Below are 16,097 nucleotides of genomic sequence, written 5' to 3' on the forward strand. Positions count from 1 at the left end.
TTGCCCCCTTTTGAAAAGGACAAAACACAATGGACCATAATTTACCCGAAACCGAAAGATACGGCATGGGCAACTTTATCTACCGCGCCCGTCGACCTTTCCATCCTGAGCGTTTATATCCTCTTCTTGAAGAAAATTTACCGGGTGTCATACGCTCCACCGGTTTTTTCTGGCTGGCTACGCGTCCCGGTTACACCGGTTTCTGGTCCCGCACCGGTGGCGTGAGCATTTATGGGCTGGCGGGACAGTGGTGGCCCGCCATACCCCGCGACACAATGTCCCACGATGCCCAAGCCCGGATTCATCCACGCCAACATTGGCTTGAAGGAATTGGCGATGCCCGGCAGGAGCTGGTATTGATAGGCCGCGGCCTTGATGAAGCGGTGTTGAGAAAACGATTTGATGATTGTTTATTAACCGATGAGGAAATGGCGCTGGGAGCGAAAATCTGGCAGTGGTATAGCGATCCGTTCCCGGCATGGTATTAAACCGCTGATCAGAATCTGCGGCTTTGTTCACATTTTCGATTTTTTAATCTTGAACACTTGGATACAAGTGTCCAAGATATTCTTACATAAACAATACTGGTTGTTAACATAAATGCCATAAAGCGTTGTCCAGGCGCCTGAAAAAGGATAACTACCGGCCGGTAAGAGTTCTTTATTCAATTTAACAGGGTAAAAACAATGAAAATCAGCAATATAAATGTCTCGGTTTACAGAACGCCGCCCAGCGTCGCCTGGGAAGACGCTACCAATAAAGTCCAGGGCATTGAATTCATCATCGTTGAGATTCAGACAGACAAAAATATTGAAGGAACCGGCTTTACCTATACGGTGGATATCGGAGGCACCGCCATTGCGTCGCTGATTGAAAATTACCTGGCGCCGCTGGTTATCGGCATGGACCCGCTGGATAACGAAAAAATCTGGCACACCCTGCAACGCCAATCAAGGCGCCTGGGTATCGGGGTGAATCTAATGGCAATCGCCGCCATTGATATAGCGATATGGGATATAAAAGGTAAAGTTTTCAATCAGCCCTTATATAAAATTTTCGGCGGCATGCGTTCCGACATCCCGGCCTATATCAGCGAAATTAATCTCAGCAAGGATGACCCGCTGGAGAACTTTCTGGACAGGGTGGATGATTATATCGCCAGGGGTTATCAAACCATCAAATTCAAAATCGGTCGGGATGACCTGGAAGAAGATATCGAGCGAATTGTAAAGGCGAAGGAGAAATTGGGCGGCGACGGAAAGCTGCTGGTCGACCTCAACCAGAAATGGTCCGGCAGCGACGCGCTGGTAAACTGTGCCCGTCTGGACGCCTTAGGACTGGGCTGGATTGAGGAACCGCTGCTGCATGATAATCTTCAGGGCTATGTCGATTTGAAGGCCGCCGTCAGGACGCCGTTGGCCCATGGCGAAAGCATGCATGCCCGATCGCAGTTTCTGGACTACCTGAAGGCCGGCGCCATCGATTTTGTCCAGGCGGACGTAGCGTTTGTCGGCGGCTTCACCGAATGGCTCAAAATAGCGCATTTATCCCAGGCTTTCGGTAAATTAGTCGCGCCGCATTTTATGATGGAGCTGTCCGTCCATATGCTGTGCGGCGTGCCGAACGGCTTCATGCTGGAAAACGTTATCGGCGGCTCTTTCCAGGAACTGGGCATAGCGGAAGGGTCCGTCACGATAGAAAATGGCATAGCCTATCCCAGTGAAAAACCAGGCCATGGCATCGTATTTGATAAAAAAGCGTTAATATCGATAAAGCTAAATCCCGATGATGTCAGAAATTCATTTAAAGGCGGCAGTAAATAACGGCGGCTTTTTACCGGAGACAGGTATGAACGCAAATACATCCAATGCTTTTGAACTCGACAGAAACACATTGGAAAACCAGATCTATAAAGAACTGAAAAACAGGATTGTTTCGGTGCAAATTCTGCCGGGACAGATGATTTCCGAGAATGAAATGGCCAATAAATTCAGCGTCAGCCGTACCCCTATCAGGCAGGCTTTTTTCCGCCTGTCGGTTGACGGATTGCTGGAAATTATGCCGCAGAGAGGCGCGCTGGTATCGTTTATCTCCAAACGAAAAGTCAGGGAGGCACAAAGGATCCGGGAAGTCCTGGAGCTTGAGGCCTTCACGGAAGCCGCGGGAAAATGGGATAAAACCGCCTTGGAAAGCATTACGCTGTTGGAAAAAGCAGAAATGCTGATAACAAAACAGGAAGAAGAGATAAAAAAGCTCGATTATTATGAATTCACCAAATTAGATGAAGAATTCCATGATTGCATCATTCAATTTTCCGGAAATCTCAGCCTTGCTTATATCGTTAAAGAAATGCGTTCCCATTTGAACCGGCTTCGCTATATCGAATTGCAGGAAGCACATCACGAAGCAACGGCCATTCTGCAACACCGTGCATTGCTGCTGGCCATCAAAAACAAGGATGATGACGGCGTGAGTAGAATTCTCATCGACCATCTTAAATTAGTGGAAAACTTCAGGGAGTTCATTTTCAAAAAGCGGGCTGAACTGTTTATTGATTAAAAAATAAATCAATACTCTCGCAACGCGCCAGCGTTTGGGAGCGGTTTTTCCAAAGACTCTCTTTATATATCGGCTTTTGCTGAGCCGCGGTGCTGTTTATTTTTTTGCATGACATTATTTTTTATTTACCTACCCGTATTGGCGTATATCAAGATGGTATCGAATTCAGGAGAGACAGAATGAACGCTGAAAAAAGTTTTCTGCCACAAAGCACTCTGGTCAAGCAAAGGTCGGGAATAAGGCGCGCGGTTATCGCATCCACCGTTGGTACCGTTATTGAATGGTTCGATTATGCCCTGTATGGCTCCGCGTCGGCCCTGGTTATCAATAAACTTTTTTTCCCCCAGCTTTCCAATTTGGCCGGCATTCTCGCCGCCTTCGCCACCTTTGCCATCGGCTTTTTCGTTCGGCCTATCGGCGGGATGATCATTGCTCATATCGGCGACAAATTCGGCAGGAAACCGGCCTTATTGCTGACCATTATCCTGATGGGTATCGCCACCGTCGGCATGGGGCTGTTGCCCACCTATGCCCAGGTGGGCATATTGGCGCCCATACTGTTGGTGCTTACCCGCGTATTGCAGGGTTTCGGCGCGGGTGCGGAATACGCCGGCGCCGTGACCCTGGTGGCGGAATATTCCCCCCCCGGCGAACAGGCCAAGCTCACCGCCATACTTCAATCCGCCTCGTTAGGCGGCATACTGCTCTCAACCATCGTATTTCTGGCGGTGGCGCAGTTGCCGGAAGACGTATTGCTGGCATGGGGATGGCGGATACCCTTTTTACTTTCCATCTTTTTATTTGTTATTGCCGTTTATATCCGTAAACATCTGGAAGAAACGCCTGAATACAATTTAGCCATGGCCAAGGCGGCGAAGAATAAGCGCGAAAAACAGATTCCCATTAAGGATCTGCTTAAAAACTCCCCTAAAGAAGTGATATTCGGTTTCCTGTCGATCACCGGACATAACGCCAATGCGTACCTGTTGGGAAGCTTTGTATTAAGCTATCTGACCAACACCGTAAAAATGCCCAAAAGCGACGGGCTGGTTGTGGTGATGATCTCTACTCTCGTTGGCGCGCTGATGACGCCGCTGGCCGGCAAAATCGCCGATAGAATCGGTTGCGCGCCGGTGTATGCCTTTGGCGCCGTGTTCACCGGCATCTACGTTTATCCGCTTTTAATGATCTTGCAACAGGGGAATCTGCTGTTCTCCATCCTGGCCATGTCCCTTGCCTATGGCGTGGGTTTTGCCACCCTGGCGGGGGCCCAGGGCGCGTTTTTGTCCAATCTTTTCCCGACCCGTTACCGGTATTCAGGCATCGCCATCACCCGCGAACTCAACGCTATGCTTATCGCCGGGCCCACCCCGTTTATCGCCACGGCGCTGGTGGCGGCGGCCGGCGGCAGCCCCTATTATGTGGCGGGGTATATGTCCCTGTGCTGCCTGGCGACCTTTGTCGCCATATATGCCCTGGTGCGCGTACAAAAAAGGGCGGTAAGCACTGAATATTGAAATCAACTCCGCCCGCGGCGCCGTACACAGGGCGCCGCGTCAGATGCCGTCCGTCGCGGCACCCTTCACCAAGCCGAAGAGGTATAGGGGGAAAAGGTTTAGGCGTTGGCCACGCTCGGGCGCTGGTACATGCGCTCCTTCCAGGCCAAGAGCGCGGAATACTCTGCCGACACCGGGATATCGGCATAATGCGCAAACAGCAGTCCCCCCAATACGGTGGCGTCAGCCATGGAAAATGCCTCTCCGGCGATGAATGGCTGCTCTCGCAGTACCCTATCGAAATAGTGCAGACCGCCCTCCGCCTGTTCGCGATGCATCCGGCCCCATTGTGTCCGCCCCTCCCATTCCGGATGCTTATGGGCCTGCAAGATGGGCCCCAGGCCGGGCGTGGCGTGGTGGAAATAGATGCCGATGGCATCGATAAGCTCAGACTCGGCGCGCTTTTGCATCATGTGGATCACCGCCTTTTCCCGCGCCGTCCTGCCGGTGAGGGTTGGATTCCCCGCCAGATTGTCCAGATACTCGGTAATGGCCGTACATTCAGAAATATACGTGCCGTCATCCAGTTCAAGCACCGGTACCGTACCCGTGGGATTAATGGCGAGAAACGCCGGCTGTTTATGCTCGGCGGCAATCAGGTCGATTTTGATAAACTCCACCTGTGACAGCAGATCTTTTTCGCCGAGAACAATGCGCACGCGCAGGGGATTGGGAAAGCCCGGGGTGTCGTAAATTTTCATAATGTTTATCCTGTAAAAAAGCGCGGCGCTGGTGGTTAACATGACAAATTCCATGAATCTATCGATAGATAGACAATAAGGCTTGCATTTCCAGCCGTCAACATTTATTAATCGTTGCAGGAATCAACGGGAGAGCACCGAAATGGGCAGTGCGGACACAAAGGAAAATATCATGGCGATTGCGCGCTTGATGGTGCAGGCCAACGGCTATACCGCCCTGAGCTTTCGCGACATCGCCGCCGCCGTGGGGGTCAAAAGTTCAAGCGTGCACTACCACTTCCCCACCAAGGGGTCCCTGGGAGCGGAACTTGCGCGCCGCTACACGCAGGAAATGAATGATTATCTTGAGCAGTCCCTCGCTGAAAGCCCGGACGCCGCAGCGTTTATGGACCGGTATACCAACGTGTTTCGCGCCGCCCTCGCCAATGACAATCGGATGTGCATGTGCGGGATCATGGCGGCGGAGCATGACGAGCTGCCGCCGGAAGTGCAACAAGAAGTCGCGTGTTTTTCCGAGGTTAATGTACTGTGGCTGAGCCGCGCCTTGGCGCTTTTTCGTAAGGAAGAGCCGGCGGCAAGGCTTCAGTCCCATGCGCTGGCTATCTACGCCGCGGTGGAAGGGGCTCAGCTTATCGCCCGCAGCCGCGGCGATATCGCCGTCTATGACCACACCATTGACGCGTACCGTTCCAACGGTCTGCTGCCTTGAGAAGCCGGCCGGCATAGAGATAACGGTATCATCTTGATGCAGGCAGAGAGCCCTCATCTCCAGGCCTAACATCCGGCAAACCATCGTGCCCGCCGAACGCCTGCTCCGGCGGCGATATCCAGCGATCATCACGCGTCAGTTCATAGCGCGGGTTTTTCGGATAATGAATCCTGTTTTCCGCTTTCGACGCTTCCCCCACCACCAGTAAACGCACTTCATTGGCGCTATTATTGATAAAGGTGTGGCAAATACCGGTCCCGGCGGGAAGCCCCACCGCATCCCCCGGCGAGAGTTGATGCAGATAGCCATTGATCCAGGCATGGGGGGAGCCTTCCAGCACATAGATAAATTCCTCCTCCGCGCTCTCGGCATGAGGATAGCTGGTGCGGTGTCCGGGCAGCAGGCGTTCGTGGTTAATGCCGATACGGGTCAAACCCAACGCACGGCCCAGCGGGGCTTCAATGCACATCGGTTCATCGCTGTCCTCATAGGATTTCGCGTCTTTGGCCTCTAGTTCGCTCCAGTGCTTGATAAATTCAGGGCGCATCAGTTTTCTCCTTTGCGCAAACGCCACGGATGTGACGGGAAGGTGGGTGGAATGTAGTCTGTCTGCTTTAAAAATAGTCGCATCGGTTAATTAACGCTATCCAGCGCTGCCTTCATCGCCATGCTTCCGGCTTATAATGTACTTGGTTCAAGAGCGTCAAAGAGACTGGGCGAGGGCAGTTCGGCCCGGGCCCGTCATTTTTTTGTAATAACCTGGTCATGGTCCTGTTGGTGGCCCGCCCGTAGTCTGGGAAACGTGCTCAACACCACTCATCCAACGTTATCCATTAAGGACTTGCCATGACCACCAAACGTACCGCCTTATCTCTGTTATGCTCCGCCCTGCTGTTAGGGGCGGGAACCGCATCCGCCCTGGCCGCGCCCATTAAAAATATCGTGCTGGTACACGGCGCCTTTGTTGACGGAGCCGGCTGGCAACCGGTCTATAACCTCCTCGTCAAAGACGGTTATCACGTCACCCTGGTGCAGGAACCGCTGACCTCGTTTAGCGATGACGTGGCGGCCACCAAGCGCATCCTCGACCAGCAGGACGGTCCGACGGTGCTGGTGGGCCATAGCTACGGCGGCGCCATCATCACCGAAGCCGGCAACGACCCTCATGTCTCCGCCCTGGTCTATATCGCCGCCCACGCGCTGGACAGTGGGGAAACGGAAGCAAGCAACGGCAAAAAGCTGCCGAACACGGCGCACCCGTTTGTCAAAACCCCGGATGGCTATTTATATATTGACCGCAAGAATTTCCCGGCGGATTTTGCCGCCGACCTGCCTCCCGCCGTAGCGCGTTTTGAAGCCGACTCGCAAATACTCACTTCCGCCTCGGTGTTTACCGCCAACATTCCCGACCCGGCGTGGAAAGTGAAGCCCAGCTGGTATATGGTGGCTCAGGCCGACAAAATCATCAGTCCGGATCTGGAACGCATGTATGCCAAACGGGCCCACAGCACCACGGTGGAAGTGAAAGGGGCCAGCCACTCGGTCTATCGCTCCCACCCGCGAGAGGTGGCCCGCCTGATTGAAAACGCGGCGCAGAATGCCCTAAGATAACCCTCCTTCCACCCGACAGGCGGCCGGCCATGCAAAGGATCCTGATTATTGAAGACGAGCCGAAAGCCGGCGAGTATATGCGCTCGGGCTTGACCGAGGCCGGCTACGTCGCCGACGTGGCTACTGACGGCATCACCGGGCTGCACCTGGCACGGGAGTTTCAGTTTGACCTGATTTTGCTGGACGTGATGCTGCCGGATATGGACGGCTGGCAGGTGATGGCCGCGCTGAAAAATCACGATGTCCCTACGCCGGTGCTGTTTCTGACCGCGCGCGGCACGCTGGAGGATCGGCTGAAAGGCCTGGCCTCCGGCGCGGAGGATTATCTGGTCAAGCCCTTTTCGTTTGCCGAACTGCTGGCGCGCATCCGTATCGTGCTGCGGCGCGGCGGGCGGGAACCCCAGCCCGATCTGCTGGAGCTGGCCGGCCTGCGAATGGACGTGCCGAAACGCCGCGTGGAGCGCGACGGCGTGCGTCTGGCGCTGACCAATAAGGAATTCAATCTGCTGCATCTCTTTTTAACCCACCGGGGTCAGGTACTCTCCCGCACGCTCATCGCCTCCAGGGTATGGGACATGAATTTCGACAGCGACACCAACGTGGTGGACGTGGCGGTGCGGCGCCTGCGGCAAAAAATCGATGAGCCGTTTTCCCGCCGCCTGTTGCATACCGTCCACGGCGTGGGCTACCGCTGCGACGACGAAGCATGAGTCGCTTCTCGCTGACCGCCAGGCTGTCCATTATCCTGGCGGTACTGACGCTGACGGTCATGACCGCCGTGGGCTTTATCATGTACCGCACGCTGGAGCGGCAGCTTATGGTGCGCGACGATGGGGCGCTGGTGACCCGCGTTGAGCAGATCCGCGCCCTGCTGCACGATGAGGATGTACTGGATCTCATCCATAACAAACCGCAGCTGTTCGCCAATATGCTGGGCAATACCGAATCGCTGCTGGTGCTGCGCTTTCCCGGCCGCACGCCGCTTATCGAAGTGAACCCCGGAAACTCCCCGGTGCCGGATATCGCCGCCGTGCCCGCCGACGGCAAGCTGTCCCTTGCGGCGGTGCACCATCGGCTCCAGGACGATATCCCCTTTATCTATACCGCTGCCCAGGCAAGGACCACCCGCCCGCCCTATAGGCTTGAAATCATCACCGGCCGACTGATGATGGAGCGCACGCGTATGCTGGCATCCTATCGCAACCAGATTTTCGCCGTGGTGGCCGGCGCGTCGCTGCTGACCATGCTGCTGGCGGGGCTGGTGGCCCGCCGCGGGCTGCTGCCGCTCCATCGCCTTGCCGCCCAGACCGGGCGTATCGGCAGCAAAAACCTGTCCATACGCATCGATAGCGAAGATGCGCCCCGTGAACTCAAGGCCCTTATCGACGCCTTCAATTTGATGCTGGATCGGCTGGAGCTGAGCTTTACGCAGTTAAGCCAGGTATCGGCGGACATGGCCCACGACCTGCGCACCCCCATCGCCACCCTGATGGGCCAGACGGAAGTGGCCCTCAGCCGCCCGCGCCCGGCGGAGCACTATGCCCGGCTGCTGGGCTCCAATTTTGAGGAACTGGGCCGCCTGTCGAAAATGATCGAGAATATGCTGTTCCTGGCCCGCGCCGAACAGGCCGGCCATGCCATCGGCCGCGTCTGGCTGGATATCGATGACGAGTTCGCCACCCTTAACGACTATTTCGAGGGTCCGGCGCAGGAGCGGGACCTGCGGCTGGCGTTCAGCGGCGCCGGGCGGATCTATGCCGACCCCCAACTGCTGCGCCGGGCGCTGGCCAATCTGCTGGCCAACGCCATACAGTATGCCGATGCGGGTTCCACGGTGACCCTCAGCGCGGAACACCAGGCCGGCCATACCATCCTGAGCGTCAGCAACCTGGGTGCGGATATCAGGGAAGAACATTTAGCACGCCTGTTCGAACGTTTCTATCGCGCCGACGCTTCCCGCACGACCGCCAACCAGGCCAGCGGCCTGGGGCTTGCCATTGTGCGCGGTATCATGACACTGCATCAGGGCGGCTGGCGGGCCACCAGCGCGGCGGGACAAACCTGTTTTCAGTTGACCTTTCCCCACGGCGAACGCCGGCACGATGACGATGTCCGGGAGAATGGCGAGGAGGCTCCCGCCCCCATTGAGCGGCCATAGCGGGCGGGTTAAGCCGGTCGGGTTCAATCCCTCAGCTGATTTGCGGCGATAACGGACGCAACGGCGCCGTCGGACCGCCGCTGTTCCAGCAAGCGGCGAAGATATGCGTCGTCCGGCAGCATAAAATAAGAAAAAAACGCTGAAAAGACATTTTTCAATCTCTATCGACCGCTATTCCCGAAGCCGTTTTAGCAAAAAATTAAGTATAATAATTCAACAGACTGGATAGCAAGATCTTAAAAAAACCGCTGCATAAAGACATGCCGTAATGCATTTCATGAGGCCATTTCATGCTAACAAAACGTCCGCTCTATACCCACTACACTGGTTCGTTGTTGATCGATAATCCGCTCCTTAATAAAGGTTCAGCGTTCAGCCAGGAAGAAAGGCTGGAATTGAATCTCACCGGCCTGCTGCCTCAACAGGTTGAAACCATTCGGGAGCAAACCGATCGCGCCTATACGCAATTCAAGGATTTCAAGCGAGATATCTCCAAACACATATATCTGCGAAATATTCAGGATACCAACGAAACCCTGTTCTATAACCTGCTTACCGAACATCTTGAAGAGATGCTTCCCATCATCTATACGCCGGTGGTGGGTGAAGCATGCGAGCAATTTTCCGATATTTATCGCCGGGCAAGAGGTTTATTTATCTCTTACCCCGATCGCGATCACATCGAAGATATGCTGCAGAATTTCTCCAAAAACGATATTAAGGTCATTGTCGTGACCGATGGAGAACGGATCCTCGGCCTTGGCGATCAGGGCATCGGCGGGATGGGAATCCCTATCGGCAAGCTCTCGCTGTATACCGCCTGCGGCGGCATCAATCCCGCCCATACGCTGCCCATTATGCTGGATGTCGGTACCAATAATGCGCTGCGCCTGGATGACCCTTTATATATGGGCTGGCGCCATCCCCGCATTACCAGCGAAGATTACCGGAATTTCTTGGATATGTTCGTCCAGGCGGTGAAAGCGCGCTGGCCTGACGTGTTGCTTCAGTTCGAAGACTTCGCCCAGAAAAACGCCATGCCGCTGCTGCAACGCTACCGCGACCAGCTTTGCTGTTTTAACGACGACATCCAGGGAACGGCGGCGGTGACGCTGGGGTGTTTGATTGCCGCCAGCCATGCCGCGGGAACGAATTTACGCGATCAGCGTGTGGCTTTTTTAGGCGCCGGCTCGGCCGGTTGCGGTATCGCGGAAAAAATTATCGCGCAAATGGTGGATGAGGGCGCTGATGAAGAAGAAGCGCGCGGCCAGGTATTTATGGTGGACCGCTTCGGTTTATTGACCGATGAGATGCCGAACCTGCTCGACTTCCAGCAGCGGCTGGTGACGAAACGCGACAAGATAAACCATTGGACGGTGGATCCGCACAAAATATCGCTGTACGACGTGGTGCGCAACGCAAAGCCCACGGTGCTTATCGGCGTATCGGGCCAGCCCGGCCTGTTCACCGAGCAGATCGTGCGCGAAATGAACCGGCATTGTGAGCACCCGATTATCATGCCCCTATCGAACCCCACTTCACGGGCGGAAGCGCTGCCGCAGGATATCATCGACTGGACGTCGGGAACCGCCCTGCTCGCTACCGGCAGCCCCTTTGCACCGGTATTCTATCATGACCGGACGTATGATATTCCGCAGTGCAACAACGCCTATATCTTCCCGGGGCTGGGTTTAGGGATTCTGGCCGCCAAAGCCAAACGCGTGACCGACGCCATGCTGCTGGCGGCCAGCCAGGCCCTGGCCGCTCACTCGCCGCTGGCCTCCACCGGCCAAGGTTCTCTGCTGCCCGCCATCGCCGATATCCGTCAGGTCTCGCAGGCGATTGCCATTGAGGTGGCCAAAGTCGCCCAGCGAGACGGCGTGGCGCCGATAATCTCTGATGAAGACCTGGCGCAGGCGATAAAAAACGAATTTTGGCAGGCCGACTACCGGCCTTACAAACGCTCGGCACTGTAAGGCGGCATCACCGGCGCCGCGGGTGCCGGCGGTAGAGTTTGATGACATGGCGTCCGGTCGGGCCCGATTATGCCGGCCAGAGGGCCATCGCCATCTCCGCTACGGCATCAAGGGCCTCGAAGCCGGCGCCGTCGCGGGCCTGTATCGACAGTCCCTGCTGAATGCCGACATACATCCTTGCCAGCGCGGCCGTATCAATGCCGGCGCGCAGTTCGCCCATTCGCACCCCCTGCTCCAGGCGGCCGGCCAGCTTATCGATGCCCTTTTGGCGCAGCCGCATAACGATTTCCCCCAATCGGGGGTTGCCTTCACTGGCGACGGTGGACAGCGTTACCATGCAGCCCAGGGGAGCATCATCGCGCGTCAGAACTTTCGCGGAGCATTTGAGCCACTGCCGTACCCCTTCGCGGACGCTGGGGGCGGTATCCAGCGGCGACCATAACTGCGGCGCAATGCTTTGCTCGTAATAGGCGACGGCCTCCAGATAAAGATCCTCTTTATTGCCGAAGGCGGCATACAGGCTGGGCGAATTTATTCCCATCGCCTGATAAAGATCCGCCATCGACGTGGCGGTGTAGCCCTTTTGCCAAAACAGCGCCATCGCCGCGGCCAATGCGTGCCGGCGATCAAAACTTCTCGGACGTCCTCTTACAACCATCGACCCGCTCTCATTAATTTTGTGCCAATCGATATAATAATCCTGTTGACCCTGGGAGACAATTACGTTTACTGTAATTGTGTATCGATCAACACATAAATAGGAAACAAGATGAACTCTCTAAAAGATAAGCGTGCGCTGGTAACCGGCGCCAGCCGCGGATTGGGCAAGGCCATGGCGTTGTCTCTGGCGCGGGCGGGCGCCGATGTGGCGATAACCTATGAAAAGTCCGCGGATAAAGCCCGACAGGTGGTGGAAGAGATCAAAGCGATGGGCCGCAAAGCGGTAGCCATTCAGGCCGACAGCGCATCCCCCGCGGCGGTGCGCGGCGCGGTAACTCAAACCGTGGCCGCGCTGGGGGGCCTGGATATTCTGGTGAATAACGCCGGCATCGCGCGCGGCGGTATGCTGGAGGAGTTGTCGCAGGAGGATATCGACGCAATGATTAACGTCAATATCCGCGGCCTGGTGATTGCGACTCAAGCGGCCCTGCCTCATCTGGGCGCCGGCGGCCGCATCATCAATATCGGCAGTTGCCTGGCGGAACGCGTTCCCATGCCGGGCATCAGCGTTTATGCCATGACCAAATCAGCGCTGCTGGCGTTAACGCGCGGACTGGCGCGGGAATTGGGTCCCAAGGGTGTTACCGTTAATCTGGTGCATCCCGGTCCTACCGACAGCGACATGAACCCGGCCGACGGCGAAGGCGCCGAAGCACAACGCCAGTTCATCGCCCTGGGCCGGTATGGCAAACCCGACGACGTGGCGGCCGCGGTGACCTTCCTGGCCGGCCCGGCGGCACAGCATATCACCGGTACCGGCATTAACGTCGACGGCGGCGTCAACGCCTGATAGCGGTCGGGGAACGGCGGCGCGCCAGGCGCGTTCCGGCGTTTCCGCGTTCCAGCGTTACGGCGTTATGACCTTGCTGCGGCGCCGTTTGCCCGGTCCGGCTCATGGGCGAAATGATGTCCGCCCTTGATATCAGTTAAAAGTTACCGTCTCAATCCAGTTCGGCCCCTTCCCCACCGGATAGTGTCCGATGGCGGTAAGATTTCCGGTGGATTTATCGATACCATAGACGCTCATTTGCGTGGAAAGCTGTCCCACCGCCAGCAGATAACGCCCGGAGGAGTCAATGGCGAATCCCCGCGGCTGTTTCTCGGTAGGCCAGGTGCCGGTGCGGGTGAGCTTGCCGCTGGCATGGTCCACCTGAAACTGCGCCAGGGTGCTGGAGGTGCGCTCCGAGGCAAACAGGTAGCGTCCGTCGGGGGTGAGATGCACATCGGCGCCCCAAGGTTTGGCGCCGTTGAAATCCGCCGGCACGATGGACACGGTTTGCACCGGTTTAACGGTATCGTGGTGCCGGTTGAAGGCCAGTACGTGCAGTTTCCCGTCAAGTTCGTCAATCAGGTAGACAAACCGGTGGTCGGGGGAGAACACAAAATGCCGGGGTCCGGATTTTTCCGGCAGCTTGAACGCCGGGGCCTTGTCCTGCGTCAAACGGCCGTTTTTCGCATCAAATTTCAGCCGCAGCCAGGCATCGGATCCGAGTACCGAGGCAAATACATAGCGATTATCCGGTGCGTTTCTTATGGCATGAGCCATGGGGCCGGTGGGGATGACTTGCTGTACGTTCCCCACCAGGCCATCCGCTCCGATAGGGTTCACCGCCAAAAGATTACCGCCATAGGAGGCGGAAAACAGGTAGCGCCCGGTGGCATCCGTGGAGATATACGCCATGCTCTCCGCCAGCGGTGAGGATTTGACCTGCGTCAGGTGCCCGTCGGCGGGATCGATGCTGAAGCTCAGCACCTGATAGGGCTTGGAGCGCAGCGCGGCGTAGAGATGGTGTTTATCCGGCGATACCGCCATGGGCATCACGGTTCCCCCCGCCGGCTTAGTGGCCGCTTTTGTCAGTAAACCGCTGTTTTCATCGAGCCGATAGACCGAAATATCGCCACTGTCGGCATTGGATATATAGGCGAATGTCGCCGCCCGCGCCGTACCGCCCAAGGCCGCTAAAACAATCAGGCCGATACGGCCGTAAAGAGATAAAGCATTTCGCATTTTTTGGTCTTCCCCGACGGTGAGCGTTATAAGGCGAATAGAAAGACATGCCGGAATCCGTGCATTCAAATCCATTGATAATCATAAAAAAGCGTGAAATGACGTTTAAGCACACATCAGGCAGCAGTATAAGAAACGGCAATGGCGGCGGCAGCGGTCAAAAGCACAGAATTATATTCACTGCCCGCGGTATTTTTGGGCGGGTGTATAGACCGGTGCGAATTGAATCACAAAAAAATCATGTGGCGGCTTACCGCCCGGATTTGGGCGGGTTAAATGCGGAGTTTGCTATGACCTGCGATGTTTCAGAAAGTAGCGAATGGTTCTGGGAAGCAGCCAGACCACCACCACCACCGCCAGCAGGAAAAAGGCGTATTTCAGGTGATGGTGGACTTTTGCCAGCCACGGCGCGACCATCTGGCCCCCCAGATAACCCAGGGTGACGAAAATAAGCGCCCACAGCACGGCGCCGATGACATTAAAAATAATGAACTTGACGGGCGAGAGCCGGCTGGCGCCGATCATCATCGGCCCCACTAGGCGAAAGCCATACATAAACCGAACAGCCATCACAAAAAATAACGGATGGCGCAGAATCATTTTATTGGCGCGCCGGATATTGGGCTGGGCTTTCTTGAAACGCCTTAATAACTTGGCGCCGTACCGGCGACCGAGAAAATAGAGCAGCATATCCCCGGTAGTGCCGCCGAGGGCGGCCACCGCCACGACATAGCCGTAGTTCAGCAGGCCATCGTGGGCCAGCAGGCCACCGAGCAGCGTGACCGTTTCTCCCTCGGCCAGGCAGCCGACGAATAGCGCCCAGTAACCATAGAGCATGATGAAATGAGTGAAATGCAAGGTATTCAGTTTCCTGTAAATCCGCGACTGCCAGCCGGCGTTTCCGCCGGAAGAGAGATGCTATTACAACATGTACCCGACATACTTCAGCACGGGCTAAAACATGGTAATTAGCCCTGTTTTAGCGTTAGTATAACCCTATATCCTTTGCACTGGGCTAAGAACAGGTTCCCTATGGCATACATTCCGAAAAATTACGCGCGGCTCGAGACCGACTACCGTGAAAAGGCGCTGAAGCTTTTTCCCTGGGTCTGCGGACGCTGTTCCCGAGAGTTTGTCTATTCCAATCTGCGGGAGCTCACCGTGCATCACATCGATCACGATCACAGCAACAATCCGGCGGACGGGAGTAATTGGGAACTGTTATGTCTCTATTGCCATGACCATGAGCATTCGAAATACACCGAGGCGGATCAGTACGGCTCCACGGTGGTGGCGGGAGAGGATGCGCAAAAGGATATAGGGGTGGCCACCCATAACCCTTTTGCTGATTTGAAAGCGATGCTGAACAAGAAAGATCGCTAGCTACTTGTCTTCAAACCAGTCGCTATTTTGCTGGGCGATAGGCGTGATGGTATAGATAAGCTCCTGCAAATGCTCGCGGATGGCCCGTTCCGCCGCATCGGGATCCTGATCCCTGATGGCGTTGAATATCTGATAATGCTGGGTTATCAGGCTCTGCGGCGGCGAGACCTTGCCGAGGCTGAGAAAACGCACCCGGTCCATGGTGGCCTTGATGGATTCGATGATATCCCAGGCCAGGGCGCAATCGGCTATTTCCGTCAGCAGCTGATGGAAATCGTCGTCCAGGTTGAAAAATTCCCCTATCTGCCGGTTCTGCGCCGCCAGCTCCTGGCGATGAAGGTTATGCTCCAGCAGCATAACCTGTTCGTCCGTGCGTTCCGACGCGGCGCGGCGCACGATGCTGCACTCCAGCGCCTGGCGGATGAAACGGGCGTCCGCCACCCGCTTCGCCGAGATTCGCATGACAAAGGTGCCGCGCTGCGGCAGGATTTGCACCAGGCCGGCTTCCGCCAATTTGATAAAGGCTTCCCGCACGGGTTGGCGGGATACTTCAAAACGGGTCGCCGTCTCTTTTTCAGACAACAGCTTGCCGGGAGGAATAACGCACTCGACGATATCCTTGCGCAGCAGCCGGTAAATTTGCTGATTAACCGGCTCGTTATTATTAAATGAAAATAATGTATCCATGCGAGTGCATTTTTCCCCTGCTAAACCCG

17 protein-coding genes are annotated in these 16,097 nt (G+C 55.9%); 11 read left to right on the forward strand and 6 right to left on the reverse strand.

The annotated features are described in order from the left end of the window. Nucleotides 1-29: 29 nt before the first annotated feature. The 4 genes from ACL2XO_RS24375 to ACL2XO_RS24390 all read left to right on the forward strand — a co-directional run bounded on the left by ACL2XO_RS24375 (nucleotide 30) and on the right by ACL2XO_RS24390 (nucleotide 4,076). The gene (locus ACL2XO_RS24375; protein WP_413741736.1) at nucleotides 30-488 is read left to right on the forward strand and encodes a GTP-binding protein; all 459 of its coding nucleotides are present in this window, start codon (nucleotides 30-32) and stop codon (nucleotides 486-488) included. Between the two features lie 198 nt (nucleotides 489-686). Further along, a complete protein-coding gene (locus ACL2XO_RS24380; RefSeq protein ID WP_413741737.1) occupies nucleotides 687-1,823 on the forward strand; it encodes a mandelate racemase/muconate lactonizing enzyme family protein in 1,137 nt (378 codons plus the stop codon). Continuing rightward, the gene (locus tag ACL2XO_RS24385) at nucleotides 1,786-2,559 is read left to right on the forward strand and encodes a GntR family transcriptional regulator (RefSeq protein WP_132925363.1); all 774 of its coding nucleotides are present in this window, start codon (nucleotides 1,786-1,788) and stop codon (nucleotides 2,557-2,559) included. The genes ACL2XO_RS24380 and ACL2XO_RS24385 overlap by 38 nt, the downstream gene beginning before the upstream one ends. Nucleotides 2,560-2,738: 179 nt before the next feature. Continuing rightward, a complete protein-coding gene (locus ACL2XO_RS24390) occupies nucleotides 2,739-4,076 on the forward strand; it encodes an MFS transporter (protein WP_413741738.1) in 1,338 nt (445 codons plus the stop codon). A gap of 98 nt (nucleotides 4,077-4,174) precedes the next feature. On the opposite strand, the gene ACL2XO_RS24395 is transcribed toward ACL2XO_RS24390, so the two are convergent. Then, on the reverse strand, nucleotides 4,175-4,816 hold the full coding sequence (locus ACL2XO_RS24395) for a glutathione S-transferase family protein (protein ID WP_203520990.1): 642 nt from the start codon (nucleotides 4,814-4,816) through the stop codon (nucleotides 4,175-4,177). Nucleotides 4,817-4,988: 172 nt separating this feature from the next. On the opposite strand from ACL2XO_RS24395, the gene ACL2XO_RS24400 reads away from it, so the two are divergent. After that, a complete protein-coding gene (locus ACL2XO_RS24400) occupies nucleotides 4,989-5,525 on the forward strand; it encodes a TetR/AcrR family transcriptional regulator (protein WP_207917970.1) in 537 nt (178 codons plus the stop codon). Between the two features lie 28 nt (nucleotides 5,526-5,553). On the opposite strand, the gene ACL2XO_RS24405 is transcribed toward ACL2XO_RS24400, so the two are convergent. Next, nucleotides 5,554-6,072: a cupin domain-containing protein gene (locus ACL2XO_RS24405; protein WP_413741739.1), complete on the reverse strand. Its 519-nt coding sequence runs from the start codon at nucleotides 6,070-6,072 to the stop codon at nucleotides 5,554-5,556. Nucleotides 6,073-6,371: 299 nt separating this feature from the next. Between ACL2XO_RS24405 and ACL2XO_RS24410 the strand changes: the two genes are divergently transcribed. The 4 genes from ACL2XO_RS24410 to ACL2XO_RS24425 all read left to right on the forward strand — a co-directional run bounded on the left by ACL2XO_RS24410 (nucleotide 6,372) and on the right by ACL2XO_RS24425 (nucleotide 11,270). Next, complete coding sequence (locus tag ACL2XO_RS24410; protein ID WP_413741740.1) at nucleotides 6,372-7,136, forward strand: alpha/beta hydrolase; 765 nt, start codon at nucleotides 6,372-6,374, stop codon at nucleotides 7,134-7,136. A gap of 29 nt (nucleotides 7,137-7,165) precedes the next feature. Further along, nucleotides 7,166-7,846: a heavy metal response regulator transcription factor gene (locus ACL2XO_RS24415; RefSeq protein ID WP_132925356.1), complete on the forward strand. Its 681-nt coding sequence runs from the start codon at nucleotides 7,166-7,168 to the stop codon at nucleotides 7,844-7,846. After that, nucleotides 7,843-9,294, forward strand: coding sequence for a heavy metal sensor histidine kinase (locus tag ACL2XO_RS24420; RefSeq protein WP_413741741.1), 1,452 nt, complete (start codon nucleotides 7,843-7,845; stop codon nucleotides 9,292-9,294). The genes ACL2XO_RS24415 and ACL2XO_RS24420 overlap by 4 nt, the downstream gene beginning before the upstream one ends. Nucleotides 9,295-9,584: 290 nt before the next feature. Next, nucleotides 9,585-11,270, forward strand: coding sequence for an NAD-dependent malic enzyme (locus ACL2XO_RS24425; protein ID WP_413725709.1), 1,686 nt, complete (start codon nucleotides 9,585-9,587; stop codon nucleotides 11,268-11,270). Nucleotides 11,271-11,337: 67 nt separating this feature from the next. On the opposite strand, the gene ACL2XO_RS24430 is transcribed toward ACL2XO_RS24425, so the two are convergent. Beyond that, a complete protein-coding gene (locus ACL2XO_RS24430; RefSeq protein WP_413741742.1) occupies nucleotides 11,338-11,928 on the reverse strand; it encodes a TetR/AcrR family transcriptional regulator in 591 nt (196 codons plus the stop codon). A gap of 111 nt (nucleotides 11,929-12,039) precedes the next feature. On the opposite strand from ACL2XO_RS24430, the gene ACL2XO_RS24435 reads away from it, so the two are divergent. Beyond that, nucleotides 12,040-12,780, forward strand: a complete 741-nt coding sequence (locus tag ACL2XO_RS24435) for an SDR family NAD(P)-dependent oxidoreductase (protein ID WP_413741743.1) — start codon at nucleotides 12,040-12,042, stop codon at nucleotides 12,778-12,780. A gap of 132 nt (nucleotides 12,781-12,912) precedes the next feature. Here the strand turns inward: ACL2XO_RS24435 and ACL2XO_RS24440 are convergent, their stop codons facing one another. Next, on the reverse strand, nucleotides 12,913-13,998 hold the full coding sequence (locus ACL2XO_RS24440; RefSeq protein ID WP_413741744.1) for a lactonase family protein: 1,086 nt from the start codon (nucleotides 13,996-13,998) through the stop codon (nucleotides 12,913-12,915). 288 nt (nucleotides 13,999-14,286) lie between these two features. Further along, nucleotides 14,287-14,835 (reverse strand): DedA family protein, encoded by a 549-nt coding sequence (locus tag ACL2XO_RS24445; RefSeq protein ID WP_132927981.1) that lies wholly within the window; start codon nucleotides 14,833-14,835, stop codon nucleotides 14,287-14,289. Nucleotides 14,836-15,030: 195 nt separating this feature from the next. On the opposite strand from ACL2XO_RS24445, the gene yajD reads away from it, so the two are divergent. Beyond that, entirely contained in the window at nucleotides 15,031-15,381 is a 351-nt protein-coding gene (gene yajD / locus ACL2XO_RS24450) for an HNH nuclease YajD (protein ID WP_132925344.1), read from the forward strand. Here yajD and ACL2XO_RS24455 read toward each other — a convergent pair whose 3' ends face one another. Beyond that, nucleotides 15,382-16,068 carry a GntR family transcriptional regulator gene (locus ACL2XO_RS24455; protein ID WP_413741745.1) on the reverse strand — a complete coding sequence of 229 codons (687 nt, stop codon included), beginning with the start codon at nucleotides 16,066-16,068 and terminating at the stop codon, nucleotides 15,382-15,384. Nucleotides 16,069-16,097 lie beyond the last annotated feature (29 nt).

The sequence above is a fragment of the Sodalis sp. RH15 genome, from assembly GCF_047324255.1.
GTDB lineage: Bacteria > Pseudomonadota > Gammaproteobacteria > Enterobacterales > Enterobacteriaceae > Acerihabitans > Acerihabitans ligni.